The sequence below is a fragment of the Vibrio sp. A37 genome, assembly GCF_059777565.1.
On record NZ_JBLNLI010000023.1, the window covers coordinates 18,968 to 34,286 of the forward strand.

8 protein-coding genes, 1 pseudogene and 1 CRISPR repeat array are annotated in these 15,319 nt (G+C 41.0%); of the genes and pseudogenes, 8 read left to right on the forward strand and 1 reads right to left on the reverse strand.

Annotated features, from left to right (window positions below; translation table 11 throughout):
- Positions 1–134: 134 nt before the first annotated feature.
- On the reverse strand, positions 135–4,049 hold the full coding sequence (locus ACM2FC_RS21365) for a hypothetical protein (RefSeq protein ID WP_498483079.1): 3,915 nt from the start codon (positions 4,047–4,049) through the stop codon (positions 135–137).
- Between the two features lie 636 nt (positions 4,050–4,685).
- Between ACM2FC_RS21365 and traN the strand changes: the two genes are divergently transcribed.
- The 8 genes and pseudogenes from traN to ACM2FC_RS21405 form a co-directional block, all read left to right on the forward strand.
- Positions 4,686–8,813 carry a conjugal transfer protein TraN gene (traN, locus tag ACM2FC_RS21370; RefSeq protein ID WP_498483080.1) on the forward strand — a complete coding sequence of 1,376 codons (4,128 nt, stop codon included), beginning with the start codon at positions 4,686–4,688 and terminating at the stop codon, positions 8,811–8,813.
- Between the two features lie 60 nt (positions 8,814–8,873).
- Complete coding sequence (locus ACM2FC_RS21375) at positions 8,874–9,803, forward strand: hypothetical protein (RefSeq protein ID WP_498483081.1); 930 nt, start codon at positions 8,874–8,876, stop codon at positions 9,801–9,803.
- 61 nt (positions 9,804–9,864) lie between these two features.
- Positions 9,865–10,026, forward strand: coding sequence for a hypothetical protein (locus tag ACM2FC_RS21380; RefSeq protein WP_498483082.1), 162 nt, complete (start codon positions 9,865–9,867; stop codon positions 10,024–10,026).
- Between the two features lie 149 nt (positions 10,027–10,175).
- On the forward strand, positions 10,176–10,898 hold the full coding sequence (locus tag ACM2FC_RS21385) for a zeta toxin family protein (protein ID WP_498483083.1): 723 nt from the start codon (positions 10,176–10,178) through the stop codon (positions 10,896–10,898).
- A 12-nt stretch (positions 10,899–10,910) separates the two neighbouring features.
- Complete coding sequence (locus tag ACM2FC_RS21390; protein WP_498483084.1) at positions 10,911–11,069, forward strand: hypothetical protein; 159 nt, start codon at positions 10,911–10,913, stop codon at positions 11,067–11,069.
- A 311-nt stretch (positions 11,070–11,380) separates the two neighbouring features.
- A CRISPR array of direct repeats spans positions 11,381–13,089; the repeat unit is 28 nt; unit sequence GTTATCTGCCGTACAGGCAGCTAAGAAA.
- Positions 13,090–13,240: 151 nt separating this feature from the next.
- A complete protein-coding gene (locus ACM2FC_RS21395; protein WP_498483085.1) occupies positions 13,241–14,029 on the forward strand; it encodes a type IV toxin-antitoxin system AbiEi family antitoxin in 789 nt (262 codons plus the stop codon).
- Positions 14,022–14,949 (forward strand): annotated as a pseudogene (locus tag ACM2FC_RS21400) (nucleotidyl transferase AbiEii/AbiGii toxin family protein). The gene ACM2FC_RS21395 and the pseudogene ACM2FC_RS21400 overlap by 8 nt, the downstream one beginning before the upstream one ends.
- Before the next feature lie 319 nt (positions 14,950–15,268).
- Positions 15,269–15,319, forward strand: a 51-nt coding sequence (locus tag ACM2FC_RS21405; protein ID WP_498483087.1) for a helix-turn-helix domain-containing protein, incomplete at its 3' end; no start/stop codon positions are given.

Genomic DNA, 15,319 nt, shown 5'->3' on the forward strand with positions numbered 1-15,319 from the left:
TTGGCATGGAAAAAATTGCCGACAACTAGGAAACGCACAGAGATTTCCTCTAACCATGAGGTTAGAGGAAAGTGTGCTGACTATTTTTAAATACTGAGAGTTCTTAAAATGTCTTTCAAAATATGATTGGTCATTTAGTTACACTGAACGTAAATGTCTTTGGATACTGAGGCTTTCGCTTTATAGCCCAATCCACCTGCGTAAACGGTAATCCTATTATTTCCGCATTTCTTTGGGTAGTAACGCAGTGTGCTGGCTTGATCCTCAAACGCGGCAAAGCTTGGGATCTGTTGTATCGCAAGGATGTTCTCTTTATCCTCCGATTCATTCTCTATCCAAAACAATTTTGTGCCTCTAGAAGAGGCCAGTGTTCGAAAGTGAAGATCTAAGTCAATCGGTTGATGCATGCTTGGTTGCGTGTCAGAATTTGTGAGTTCATCAATCACTAAGCTGTCATTTGGAGCGTTGATCACAGCCATTTTCATGATGCCTTCTCCGGCAACGTAACCTCCTTTTGGTACAACAGTAAAGACTTGTGGATACATACCTACATTGTTGGTAAACGTATAGTCCGTAGTGGACTCATTCAAAGACTCTGTGTTGACCGTGACATATTCCAAAGGTACATCGGCTATATCGGTATAGACTTGGCCATCAAAGCTTGCCCCTAAACCTTTCCCTGTTTGTTCGCGAATGACATCACCATTACTGTCTTCTGCCCAAGCCAAAACCCAAATGAAAAACTTATGACTTGCGAGTCCAGCTGTATCCCATTCCACACTCGCTGTAGACCAGTTTGTTGTATTTGAACTATTCCCACTGATCGGTGCGATAGATGTTTCTCCGATCAAAACGGCAGAGTTAGGGATCAAGTCAGTAGTCTCATCATTCCGCTCTTGTCTATAGAACTGAACTTTGACATGGCTGCCGGAGGGCATGTCTCTAAAACTATAGTTATAGATACGAGCACTTAGAACCATCAGTTCGCCATCTTCGGCTTCATACCTTGTTTCCGTGCTGCCTTTAGGTGAAATAAACAAGCCTCTCATATTATAGAAGTTATCGACATGCTGCCTATTTGGAGTCACTTGATCAGTCGGTTGAAATGGTTGATAGCAACTCGTAATGCCGAGACAATTTGTGTACTTAGAGTTAATGCTTTGTCTCACCAATTCATCATTCCATCGTGTTGGGTTATTCAGTGAAATATCAATGTTATTGGTATATTCAGGGCTACTTTTCCACCACCCTCCGGTTAAGTTACTTTGGAGGTTCACCAAGTAACTAATGGTCAAAGCCCCACCTAGAATATCACTAGATTTAGTATTTTGGACTATGGTTTCCACGGTATCAGACATACTCATTTCACTGTCTAAGTTTTCCCCGTAAATGATGGGAGACACTTGGTATCCGTACAAACTGGGGTTAGCGAAAGTACTCGGTCTGGAAATACTAACGGTAGTGCCAGCAACGTATTTGTTTGTTCGGGTAATAACATTTTTATCGCTATATGAAGCGTCATAATTTGTTTCGTTGGTCACATTCCATCCTTGGCCAGAGGCTTCTGTAAATTTTTTACTAGAGCCAACACTCATTTTTAACCCAACACCCCAAGTGCCTGCGTCAACTCGAGTTGTTTCGTCCGAGCTTTCTTCAGAATTGTTCCACGTTACGCTCCAATTTCCACTTCCAGAGCCAGTGACAAAACTGCTTGGGCTACTCACTTGGTTTATTGAAATCCCATATTCGTTTTCGAGTTGTTCTTTAGAATGAGGGTAAGACAACGCATTATTGACTTCGTGTACCGGTTGGTACCAAGGCACATTTACGCCATCAACATAAACGGTCTGTTCGGTATGAGGAATGGTTAATCTTTTATACAATTGAACTTTTTCACTGTTAGGGCAATTATCTGACTCTGGGCATACAAACTCTCCTATAACTGGGTATAAGTAAATATCAGTATTCGCAAATCGTAAACCTAGCTTGTCTTGAGTGCCAGTTGATTCACTCAAGTTCTCGGTGACAGAGTTAATGGACTTATCCATATTACTTGTCGTTTTTTCGTTTGTGTAACTGGCATAAGCCGTCAACTCATAACTCACTGTTGTTAATGCAGTTGAGTTTTGTCCAGAAATGGTCGTTTTATTTGATATTGAGTTTGACATGTTCGTGACATCTTGATCTATCCTTCCTTTTTCTACACTTGAACTTTGGCTTATAGTGGCAAGATAGTTTCCGTCTGTACTCGCACTCATATTTAATATCGTTGGGCCCTCAAGTTGGTTCGTTTGAAGATAATCAATATGAGAGGGTGGCGAGCCAATTATCATGTCAGGGTCTTCCATCGAGCCCGTATTATAGTAGAGTGGGGAACCTAGTTTTTGGGATAACCCTTGATTGTCACCAAGCGCTAGTTTGTTGATTGGATTTTTAAACAGTTTCATCGCTGGCTCTTCACCGGCTTGTAGCTCTGCTCGCATTCTAAAAGGTGCGCTAACTATTGAAACGCTCCCTGATTTTATATCATCATAGTCTGTCTTGTTAAATGAAAGCGACTCGCGACTTATTTTTTCAATGCCTCCATTGGTTTGATCAATTGACCATGTCGTCAAAAATGCCTCACTACCATTTTTATTGGACAAATCTAGAGTAAAAAGAACAGGCGCGTAATCTTCATCTGTAACATCTGCCTCTTTTGATAAATTAACAAAGTTACCTGCCGCCATACCAATCAGCATTTTATGGGAGTCTTTTATTCTTTCCTTATAGTTATTGATTAAAATATTTTCATTTTGTTCGTTCATATTCCATGAGCCATATAAATTAATGGCGCTATCGAGTGATGGAATGGTAATCGACTGAAAGTATCTTACGCTGTGGTCAGCTCCTTTTTTCCATTTTCGTTGCTGCGAGACTAAAATCTTATCTTGATCTGCCCAGGGCGTATCTTGATATTTGTCTGCAAAACTATATGAGCCTCTTGTATCAAATTGATAGCTACTATCAAATTCAGAGTTCAGTGTCGTAGAAATAGCCATTTTAGGATTTTCTACTGTTGCACCGTCGAAGTTAGTATTAATAATCTTGAGTGAAGTATCCCATTTATTGGAAGTATTATAGCCAGACCCTATGACTGCTATTTCTTGCCCCGCTCCTCTGAAGTTGCCTATTAACACTTGCCCTGAAGACTGGTTATTATAATTGCTACTGGAGTCAAAATCTTCAATCAAGTCGAATTTAAATTCCGGGTAAGAGATAATATCGAAGGGTTTTTTTCCTTCACAAACAGTATCGGTTATATCGCCAGAGCAAATTGTCCAGATTTGTAGTCCTGTGCGAGTCAAATAGGCAATTTCTTTATTTCCATCACCCGTAATATCGGCAACCGCAGGTTTGCCATATCGAATGGGGGCGCTATTAGGAGGTGTTATATTAATAATAGACAAATACTCTTCAGGTTTGTCAGGATTATTGGCCTTTACTACCTTTATGGTTGCTTGATTGGATACCTTGTCCAGAGTGTTTTCGTATCCTATAACCAGTAATTGCTCGGCTCCAGCATGGTAAAAGTCCGACGCAACGACGACCTGTGCAGGCAAAAAACTATCAAACAGTTCAATCCAAAAGCTTGAACGACTGCTATCATTATTATCTTTATAATAATTTAAGAACGCCGAAACTCTATCTTTATCGTTTATTATATGTAAAAACGAATCACGCTTAGTATTGAAAAATCTTACAGGGGTAAATGTTGGCCCTGAAATGTTTTTGACGTCAATACTATCCGAAAACTTTGTATCAGGTTGAATATATTTTAGCCTATCGTCTAAGGAAAAGTCATCGGCATCACTACCTTTTGTATTAAATATCCCTGTGATGGGAGAGCGTAACGTTTGGCCTTTTACGTAAGACAATGATAAGTAAACATCATCTTTTGGTACTTGTGTGTATCGACCTTGCATGGGATCGGATACGGAAAAAGCTAAATGAGAATAGGTTATACCTATTATAGACAAAAGAATGAGTACAGCATTATTGCTTTTCATATCAGTCCTTGATTCCAGATTATATTATGAAAGATAAATAAATGAGATTTCATCGCTAGGATGAGCGAGAAGGTATAAAACAATAATATTAACCACATTTCTGTGACGAAAATATCATTGATAAATTTGTTAACATGATTGTAATGCATATCTTTATGTATGATGACTATAAGTGTTTGTCATGGATTTACTACTATAACAGTGAGCTAACTTCTAATTTATAATTACCAAAACCACTGTAGTGATATTTTTAATATTATTTATTTTTTTATTTAAATGTCAGTTTATACATCTAGGTATAAGTTGACAGTGGTGAAGCAATTAAGTATTCGGGTTAGGAAGGGTTAATTTAATGAATCATAAATAAAAGCCGGCTGTGAGTAATTTGATAATTTCTTTTAAGAGGGAAGCGTTCGCTGTTGTTTTATTCAGTGAACCAATCTTCTTTTTAATCTTTCGGCCTACCGATCACAACAATGGTTCATCTTTGTGTTCAGAAAATAAGGTAATGTATGGCTCCTAAGGAGTATTACTGGATCACTAACAAGCGTCCAATTCACATCGAACCCAAAATTTAGGAAATGTTAACCTCTATGGAAGACTAGTGGTATCGCCAGATATAAACAGGGAACTGTTATGTTTCTTCAAGACCGCCTCCATGGAGTAATAGGCCGGTTTTTATCGCTCCTACTGATTGTCACCACACAAGCGCTGACGATTCAAAAAACGTTTGCTGACAACGATATGGCAGCGGCGGTTGCTCAAGCCAACGAATATTCCAAAGGCTTATTGGAGAAGCGAACGGTGCCGGCTCTCAACTCTAGCGGAGATCTGATGCAAAATGGCGAAGTGCTGATGACGACGAAAGAGCTCACTGGCCAAAAAGATGATGATTACCTACCGGCAGGGACAGACACTTACGGCAGTGATACTCAAACGCTTATTCAGGGCCAAGCAGCTCAAGCCAAGTACGATGAAAAGACGTTAGACACCGCGACCAGTAGTGGTGAGCGAGCTTATCACATCGTTAAACAATCGTTCTCTACCCAGAAACCAGATTTAACCAATGATCCGATGTGGGAGAACACTGACAATGTGTTGGAGAATTTAACCGACATTGCGGAAGAGTTTGCCAGCTGCGAGTTTAGCAAAGAGCTAGTGAGCACAGGTAAGTCGTATCATGTCCCTAAGTATGAGACCTGCGAGCGTCTACCAGCCGTTGAAGACAACTTCACCGTTGGCCATGACTATGAGGTGGGGGTGATTAAACACCTTTCTGGTCCAGTGAACTTGCAATCGTGTGGAACGGGTTGCCTTCGCATGTGGATAGGGACGGTGGGGGATAACTATTGGGGTGGTTGGTGCACGATTTATGAAGAGTCGATGTCGATTGAAGTCATTCAACCGGATGCCATCACCTACGCAAAACTAGAGCGCTCAAAATACGATGACTATCATCAGGTTTACCTCAATGGAACGAAAGTCTATAACGGTCCAAATGGCAACTTTCCGCCCGAGCAGGGTTCTCAATGTGAGCTCAGTACGAGCTGGGATGTCTACCCGAACATCAATGTCACCAGTTTCTTTACCAGTGTGGAGCCAAAAGGGGAGATGGCCCTAAAGACACGTACATCGGTTGCAGGGAATGGAGAAGGGTTTTCGTCCTTACTGGTTTACTACGATGCCACCAAGATGATTTACAACGATGTGTGGCAGACACAAGAGAACATCGACAAAGCTCTTCAAGTGAAAAAGCAAATTGATGATGGCTTTTGTACTGGCTCAATTCGATGTACCGATATGCCCACTCTTGATGCGAATGGCTGTACCACCATTAATGGGATTAAGGTGTGCGAAGACAACTTTGCTGAGAATCCGATTGCTGGGTTAGGCATTAGCCCATTCTGCAGAAAAGTCGAAGTCAGCTCGAACTGCGGCTTCAATGACGGGGAGTTGTGTTGGGAAGACTTAGATGGCAATGAAACGTGTTTTGATAACACCACCACCGATAGAAATACCTGCAAAAAATACGAAGAAGACCCAACGTGTTCGTATGTCAAAACAGAGTGTGTCAGCGGGGCGCAGGGTGACAGCGGGATTTGTTACGTCCAAGAAGATACTTTTGATTGCGGCTTTACAGCTAATACTGGCGAAGAAGTGGAAGAAACCGTCTTGCGCTGTGATGGGGCGTTGCAGTGTGTCGGAGAGTCTTGTTATAGCCCAGAGAGGGATGCTCCCAACGACGATTTTGCTAAAGTGAATGCTTATATGGAGCTGCTTAAGTACGCCTGTAATGACATGACGTGCGAAGGCATTCCAGACAGCCCTTATAACGCCGACAGTCCGCCAGACCAATATGTACCAGTGTCGTCTTGTCCCACTGGCTATTACTACGAAACCAATACTGACCAATGTCTGCAAGAGCTGGCATGTACCTACAGCGCGAATGATTTTTATGCCGCCAGCCCAAGAGACGGGATTCAAATTGTCTCAAATGATGTAGTCTTAGCCAATGACAGTTCGATTCCAACCTGTGTGCCAATCACACAAAATGGCGTCACGTACACCTGTGGTGACGCGATGAAAAAGCTCGCGACAGACACGCATTATGAAGTGTGTACCAACCTCGTGACACAGCCGACGCCAAACGATTGTCCAGATTCTGCTCATCGCTTGAATCCGAAAACGGGGTATTGTGAAATCCCGCCGGTTGTAGAATGTCTTAGTGGGTATGATTTAGTTGAAGGGGAAGATGAGTTCAGTTCTCTTGATGACAAGTGTGTCAGTCAGGTATATGACATTGAGAAAGTGTGTCCAAGTGGTTATTCGTTGAACGGTGAACAGTGTGAAAAAGTAGAAACGACAACCCCAACGTATTCTTGCTCTAGTGGCAGTTTGAATGGAACACAGTGCCGAGTCAGTTCGACGCAATGTCGTTGGGAAGGAGGGTACGAAGCCACAAGTTCTAGACGTGGGAGCACAACTAATTGGTATTATTTGTGGAACTATAAGGGGGTCAGCGGTTCCAGTTATTGGAAAGGCAATTTAAAAAGGAAATGGACAGATATATCGCCCGGGCCGGGGGATAAAGATAGCACTTATTACATGGAAAGCTATGAAATATGCACCAATATTACTTCTACTCACGATGCCAATCAAACTTGTCCTTCGGGCTATACGTTATTAAATAACCAGTGTTATAAAACGTTAGTAGATAACTATACACCGACGTGTCCTGCTGGGTTCGAATTGAACGCAGAGCAAACGCAGTGTTTGAAAAAACCTTTGGAGCTTCCAGCTGAACAATCTTGCCCAAGCGCCTACCCAATCTGGAATGAATTTGAAGGTCGCTGCGAGTCTAAGTCGTCCTCGCCACTTGCCAGCAACAAGTTCGTTCCGAACTTTGAGAAGCCAGATGTTCAAATCCCACCCTCGCAAACGAAACAAGTGCTTGAGTATGCGTTAGCACCGTTTGAAGCGATACTTGGCTCGCTTATTCCGACTGCCACAGCAGACAGTGAATTGCCTCAATCTGAAGAATCTGTCACGACACAAGAAAGCATGACGAAGTACGTAGCAGGGAAGTTTGGTGAGATGGCGAAAACGATGGAATACAACACGGCCATGGTTCAACAAGGACAGCAGCAACTGCTTGGAATTGCTTCACAAAGCTCGATGCCGTCAAGTTACAGTTCTACGCCAACGACTTACAATGATGCGAATGCGGGTGATGAGAATGTGACATGCGAACTTTTTAAAGGGACGGCAGCAGAGTGCAAGATAGCAGTTGGCGGTATGCAGAATTGCTGTGAAAGTCCAGTTGCGGTGAGTCTTGGTGATTACATTTCGCTGCTGACGCACACGATGCAGATGGATGCGCTAACAGGGCAAGTGATGGGGCTTGAAAGTTATACCGGAGCATGGGATATGGCATCGGAAGCGGTTGGGGATGCTGCGGCCTCTACGTGGGATGCTGTTCAAGGTGCTTTTACTTCTGGGGCTGATGTGGCGGGTAAAGAAGTTGGAAAAGAAGCGGCGGGAACTGCGACTTCTGAAGCGATATCGCAAGCGATGATGCAGTATACGAATCAATTTCTGACTGACAGTTTTGGTGCTGATGTGGCGCAAATGTTTTTCACAGTATCTGAGAACTCTGCGCAGGAAACAGTAATTACAGCTTCAGCAGAAATGCAAGCAGCAGGGCAAGCATTAATGTATGTCTATTACGCATATCTTGCGTATGTTGTGTTCAATTTGCTTGTAGGTATTGTTTATGCTTGCGAAGATGAAGAGCTAGATCTAGCGATGAAAAAAGAATTGCTTTCAACGCACTACATTGGCTCGTATTGTAAAGATAAGCAGCTAGGGCTGTGTATTGAAAAGCGCAATGTGTATTGTGTGTTTGATTCTCCACTTTCTCGCATAATCATGGAACAAATTTACGCTCAGAATCAAATGAACCTGTCATGGGGAACGCCAGAGAGTCCAAATTGCACAGGGCTAGATCTGGAAAATATTGACAATGTGAATTGGGATATAGTCAATCTCGATGAGTGGGTGGGAATTTTAATTCAGACCGACAACTACACAGAGATGACAAATATCGATATTGAGTCTCTGACAGGTTCTGGCTCTAAGTTAAATTATGATGATGAAAATCCACGTCAAAACGTCTTAGAAAAAAATGAAGAACGTATGCAAGATATTGATGCTGACGAAGTGCGACGTGAGTCGTATGAAGAAGCATGGGATAAGTATCAGTAGTGATTTTGGAAAAAGAAAACCAGTGATAGTATTGAATTACTCACAAAATGGAACAACGTCATGAAAACTAGAAACGGAATTAAAACGCTTATTATTCTATTCGCAGGTGCGCTAACAGGTTGCGCCTCTAAACCGGAGCAAATAACTCCGCAGCCATACGATGCCACCCACAGCTATGCATACAACATTGCTAACCAAACAGCACTAACAAAAAACAGAAGTCCATTAAAAGATTTTACTCATGAAGACATTAAGAAAGCTAAGACCTCAATGGAAAAGTCAAATGGAGGTAATGCTTCGCTTTTATTTGGTACTATATCCATTTTAACTGGAAACTTAACTGGCGTTATTGATATTGCGGGTGGCACAGCAGCGAACATTGCTAATAGCGACCATATGGCCAGTAAATCTCGCTGGTTTGTTGCTATTCCTAAAAGTGACTTCAAAAGTGAGAATGATGCATATATATATGCTCAAAATAAAATAAGAGAAGCATCAATAAGAACTTTTTCAAAATATGGAAAAGTTTCAAAAGAATGGAATTCTAAGCATACAGCAACGTATTTACAAATAGAGAAAGATAATAAATCTGCCACAGTTGGTGTTGGTTTTAATGAAAGTTCAAATAAATTGAGAGGAGTAATAGAAGGTGACTTTGATTACCATTTTGGTGGTGAGCTTTCTCCTTCATATCTATTGGGTTTCTCGAATGAGTTATTAACATTTATTGGCCCACCAGTAACTACTATCGCTGATGTTGACATTAAAGGAATTAACTTAGATATGAATAATATCTTTGAGGATATTACTAAACAATTGCCAGAGGGTTTCTACTTATATGTACCATCTTTCCCTCACTATCGAGCTTACGGTAAGATTTACACTCAAACTAATTTTGTTGTCCCAGCTATTTACACTCAAGGCAAAAAATATGAGTTTATCAAGCCAGATAATGCTGCTACCAAGAAAGTTGTCGCTACAACTAACTAGGGTACAGAATAGTGCAATCCAGCCAGTATTCTAAGCTGGCTGGATTTTGGAAATCTGAAACATGCGGTATTCTGTTGAAGTGTCTGCTGAACAGGCAGCTAAGAAAAAACAGCTGATAAATAGAATTTGGCGACAATCGTTATCTGCCGTACAGGCAGCTAAGAAATTAACAGACTATAAAAGGAATATAGATATGAGGTTACCTGCCGTACAGGCAGCTTAATACTACACTGAATTTATTACACAAATAACGCTACATAGATATAGGGGAAATAGCTACTGGACAGCTGTACTTAATTGCAATGATGAGCCTCTTTAGATTAAGCGTGTAGAGGCTTATGATTAAACCAATTCCATGGAAGGTAAACTCGGATGCTAAACGATACTGAAAAGTTGATTGTCGCGCGAGCTGTAAAGTTTGCCAAAAGCAATAAAACCAAAATTTGTAGGCGAATAACCGATAGAGCTATTTTTCTGCCTGAAGAGAATCCAGTGTCTGTCTTTATGAGCGGGTCTCCAGGTGCAGGGAAGACTGAATCATCAAAAGAGCTGATTGCAAGTGTTGGTGATGAGAGCTCCCCCATCTTACGTCTAGACCCGGATGAACTGAGGTGTGAATTTGAAGACTACGATGGAAGCAATTCTTATCTGTTTCAAACGCCAGTAGTAATTTTGGTTGAAAGGGCATTGGATTTTATTTTCAAAAATAATCAAAGCTTTATTCTTGATGGAACGCTATCTAGTTATCCTGTTGCCGAAAAAAACATTGAAAGATCTTTGAAGAGAAAAAGAGATGTGCTGATAATATTTGTGTATCAACGACCTGAGCTAGCTTGGGAGTTCGTTGAAGCGAGGGAGAAGGTTGAAGGGCGTAGAATATTGCCTGAGCATTTCGTCGAGCAGTTTTATGGTTCGCAAAACGTGGTCGAAGAACTAAAGAAAAAATTTGGTGGAGAAATCGCGGTGGATCTAGTGATTAAAGATAATGACAACGGTACTAAAACTTACCATAGTAACGTGGCGAGCTTGAAACCTTATCTTAAACCGATTTATACTGTGGAAGACGTAAAAAAAATTGTTGGGCTTGACCACTAAGTAGGAGGTGTTATGTTCGGTCTTAATGAAAAGAAAGCTAATTCAACGCCTTTATCAGAGTTTGTTAGGCACACTAACTCAGCTGATAAAAAGAAAATTTATAAAAAAGTTATTCAGGCCGCTACTGAATCTCAAATAGCTGTTATTGAAAAAGCAAAGTCTGTTGCTTAATAAGGGCAACCGTCATGGTTGTTCTTAATTACCTAATTCCTTTCGCTCAATCACCAAAAGTTTTTTCCTCTAGCGATCATTTTCCATACAAAATTTATCTATAGTAGCTTTAAATCTACCTGATTTTGGAAATTCAAAACTAGCGTAAGCAGGTTTTATCTCTTTCTATCTGGCCAGCTAGACCCTAATTTTTGACCATGTTATAACTCATTGATTTTATATGACGAAATATATAAGCTCAAAAAAAGGGTTTTCGAGCTCATTTTGCGCTTAGCTCTTTTACAATAAAGCTTTCGAGGTTAAACTCTCCAGTTATCTGCCGTACAGGCAGCTAAGAAAGACTGGAAATGAACCAAACTCATTGCGATAAAGTTATCTGCCGTACAGGCAGCTAAGAAAAGCTTTGTATGATGTTACGTTCAGGTTTACCAGTTATCTGCCGTACAGGCAGCTAAGAAATAAACCTATCGCTCTAGATGATGGTTCTCTTTGTTATCTGCCGTACAGGCAGCTAAGAAAAATGGGGAACAATAACACCGACTGGAACAACTGTTATCTGCCGTACAGGCAGCTAAGAAAATAAACCAATAACCAAGAACCAAGAACCAGAAGTTATCTGCCGTACAGGCAGCTAAGAAAAGAAGATAAGACTTTGATTGTATCGGCTGAGTGTTATCTGCCGTACAGGCAGCTAAGAAAAAAGCCCACCAGCTTCAATTTGAATCCCTAACGTTATCTGCCGTACAGGCAGCTAAGAAATCTTCTTCTAGTGAAAGATGGCTCGTATCTTTGTTATCTGCCGTACAGGCAGCTAAGAAAAAAAAAGTAAGCAAAGCGCCATCGCCCACGAAGTTATCTGCCGTACAGGCAGCTAAGAAATTCTATCTCATCGATGCGAGTGAATACAATGCGTTATCTGCCGTACAGGCAGCTAAGAAATAAAGATGTCATAACCCACTCCTTACGCCCTCGTTATCTGCCGTACAGGCAGCTAAGAAACAAACATACGCCGAGGTTCCGAATGTTCCAGCGTTATCTGCCGTACAGGCAGCTAAGAAACGTAGATATTCGAGCGAACAAATCCATAACTTGTTATCTGCCGTACAGGCAGCTAAGAAAACGTAGGATGATAAGAATCATCATCTATTAAAGTTATCTGCCGTACAGGCAGCTAAGAAAAGAGCCGACAATGGAACAGGCATGCATTCAGAGTTATCTGCCGTACAGGCAGCTAAGAAATGTATGTTGTAATCAAATGATTACCTCTATATGTTATCTGCCGTACAGGCAGCTAAGAAATATTAAAGCCAAGTGCACCAACTCAACAATCAGTTATCTGCCGTACAGGCAGCTAAGAAACAGATGGCTCACTGCAAAATGTACCAGCTTACGTTATCTGCCGTACAGGCAGCTAAGAAATTAGCAGCAGAAATGTGCGACTCGACGGTTCGGTTATCTGCCGTACAGGCAGCTAAGAAAAAGTCGGGTGATATGAATCATCGTCTATCAAATGTTATCTGCCGTACAGGCAGCTAAGAAATAACCAAGCCAGCTAAGACTCCATTCAAAGAAGTTATCTGCCGTACAGGCAGCTAAGAAATGCAAGCCGAAGTTCCATACATCAGAATGAATGTTATCTGCCGTACAGGCAGCTAAGAAAGGAACATTCCAGTTTTGATTTGCTTTTAATTGGTTATCTGCCGTACAGGCAGCTAAGAAAACCATTTCCCTCAGCGATAATCATTTGTAGGTGTTATCTGCCGTACAGGCAGCTAAGAAAAGGATGGTTTGAAATGTTGGAGAACGGTCTAGGTTATCTGCCGTACAGGCAGCTAAGAAAGAATACATTATTAAAATAATCGGCATCCATGAGTTATCTGCCGTACAGGCAGCTAAGAAATAAAGACAATGTTTTCTACCAAGGCTTAATTGGTTATCTGCCGCACAGGCAGCTAAGAAAAATTAATTCAAACGACACTCGGCCCTTTCTTTGTTATCTGCCGTACAGGCAGCGAAAAAACTGAGCAGGTTTCCGAACCATCAAACGTGTTGTAGGTTGGTGAAGTGGTGGTTTACATTTTAGTGAATTTTAATGCCTAGGGTATTAAAAATTGAAAAATAGTAAACTCATGGTTTATTATTTACGTAATATTAATACTTATGGTGTTAAAATGTCATCAAAAATAAACTGGTTAGTATCACATACAGCACCAAACTCAGTCATCCTACAACAGTGGCTAATCGAGAATGGTATACCTTATTCGTTAACACAGAAGTATGTGAAAAATGGTTGGCTGAAAAAGTTTGATACGGGAGCTTATTACCGTCCAGATGGAAACAAAGCAACCCAACCAAACTGGGCGGATGCTATACAAGCTCTTGACGTGCAGCTAAGTTTTCCTATCCATGTTGCTGGGCTTACAAGTTTAACTCACCAAGGTTTAAGTCACTACCTGTCATTAGGTGAAGAGCAAGTGTGGATCGGTGTCCAAAACAAACAAGCATTGCCAAAATGGTTTCGTCAGTTTTCCCAACAAGAATGGCTCTATAGCAGTAGTAAAAAAATAAAGCTTATCCCTGAAAAAGATCTAAAGATGGTCATGATTAAGGGAAAAGAGCTTAAAGCTAGTTGTCCAGAACTTGCGGCGTATGAAGTGGCTGATGCTGTTGGCAAGCTAATTTCATTTGAACATGCAGCTGAGCTTTTTCAAGGTTTAGTGAATCTTAGTCCAAGAAAAGTGCAGTCTATTCTTGAGCGGAGCCGATCTGTTCAAACAAACAGAGTGTTCTTATATCTAAGTCACCTCTATAACCACCAATGGGTTAGCAGGTTAGATGAAAAGACAATGGAGTTAGGCTCTGGAAAGCGGCAAATAGTTGACAAAGGAAGATATGACGAACGTTATCAGATCACAGTACCAGAATCATTAAGTGAAAAGAAAGAAGAGCACAATGGATAGAGAAGGCGCGTACTATAAACAAGTTTCACTACTGATTAGAATGTTACCAATTGTAGCCAAAGAGCCAGTATTTGCTCTTAAAGGCGGCACAGCGATAAATCCTATTTGTAAGAGACTTTCCTCGTTTATCAGTTGATATTGATTTGGCTTACTTGCCTCTAGAGCCAAGAAGTGAAGCGTTAAACAATGTTCGATCTGCACTACAGAGAATATCTTCACAGATAAATAAGCAACCTGATATAAAAGCTGTAATTCAGGACAATAAAACAGATGAGTTGCGAATTGTTGTTGCAAGTAAATCGGCAACGATAAAAATTGAAGTTTCTCCAGTCGCTAGAGGGACACTATATGAGCCACAAACTATGTCAGTACAAGAAAGTGTTGAGGATGAGTTTGGTTACGCAGAGGTTCCTGTAGTCAGCTTGCCAGATCTTTATGGCGGTAAGTTATGTGCGGCAATGGACAGGCAGCATCCACGAGATTTGTTTGATGTTCGTATACTACTCAATGAAGAAGGCATATCACGTGACATTTTCGTCGGCTTTTTAACGTATGTGCTAGGACACCCTAGGCCAATCAATGAAGTGATGTCTCCGAACTGGCAACCAATAGATGAAAAGTTTCAAAATGAATTTAAAGGTATGACAATAGAGGAAGTTGGCCTAGATAGCTTGAAAGCTGTGCGTGACTCCATGATAGATGCTCTAAAAATTCATTTTTCTGAAGATGATCGAGAGTTCTTGTTATCATTCAAAAATACAAATCCAAACTGGTCATTATTTGATGTACCAGATGCTCAGCACTTGCCAGCAATTAAATGGAAATTGCTCAACTTAAGTAAGTTAAAAAGCAAAAATCCAATTAAGCATAAAGAATTGACAACGAAATTGGATCAAGTTTTACAGGATTGGTTGAGTTAGATACAATACCAAACAAGAGCTGGTATGAGCCGCCCTGCTCTATAAATTATCAAAAGTGGAACGCGCTGCGCTTGGTCAGCCAGACTGTAAGAGTCAAGTAGACCCATGCAAGATATGCATGTTGAGACCATGTTGAAGCGTAACAGGGCCAACAACAAAGTTGAAAAAATGAAGAAACAATAAAGGGGGCCTTCATGGCCCCTTTTGCTTTTCTTACCGAACTTTGGCGTAAAGCATCGCCCAATGCGGGCGGTGATATAAGCCAATATAGCAAAGCAATAACTTTACAGGGCTTAACGATTTCTGAAAAATTGCCGCTATGAAACGAGCCTATAAAGAAAGATTTTATCCAACAGAGCAGCAAGCCGAA

Coding starts and splice junctions, on each gene's coding strand:
- ACM2FC_RS21380 (WP_498483082.1), top strand. CDS start 9,865: ATGCGGTATTCTGTTGAAGTGTCTGCTGAACAGGCAGCTAAGAAAAAA.
- ACM2FC_RS21385 (WP_498483083.1), top strand. CDS start 10,176: ATGCTAAACGATACTGAAAAGTTGATTGTCGCGCGAGCTGTAAAGTTT.
- traN (WP_498483080.1), top strand. CDS start 4,686: ATGTTTCTTCAAGACCGCCTCCATGGAGTAATAGGCCGGTTTTTATCG.
- ACM2FC_RS21395 (WP_498483085.1), top strand. CDS start 13,241: ATGTCATCAAAAATAAACTGGTTAGTATCACATACAGCACCAAACTCA.
- ACM2FC_RS21390 (WP_498483084.1), top strand. CDS start 10,911: ATGTTCGGTCTTAATGAAAAGAAAGCTAATTCAACGCCTTTATCAGAG.
- ACM2FC_RS21375 (WP_498483081.1), top strand. CDS start 8,874: ATGAAAACTAGAAACGGAATTAAAACGCTTATTATTCTATTCGCAGGT.
- ACM2FC_RS21365 (WP_498483079.1), bottom strand. CDS start 4,049: ATGAAAAGCAATAATGCTGTACTCATTCTTTTGTCTATAATAGGTATA.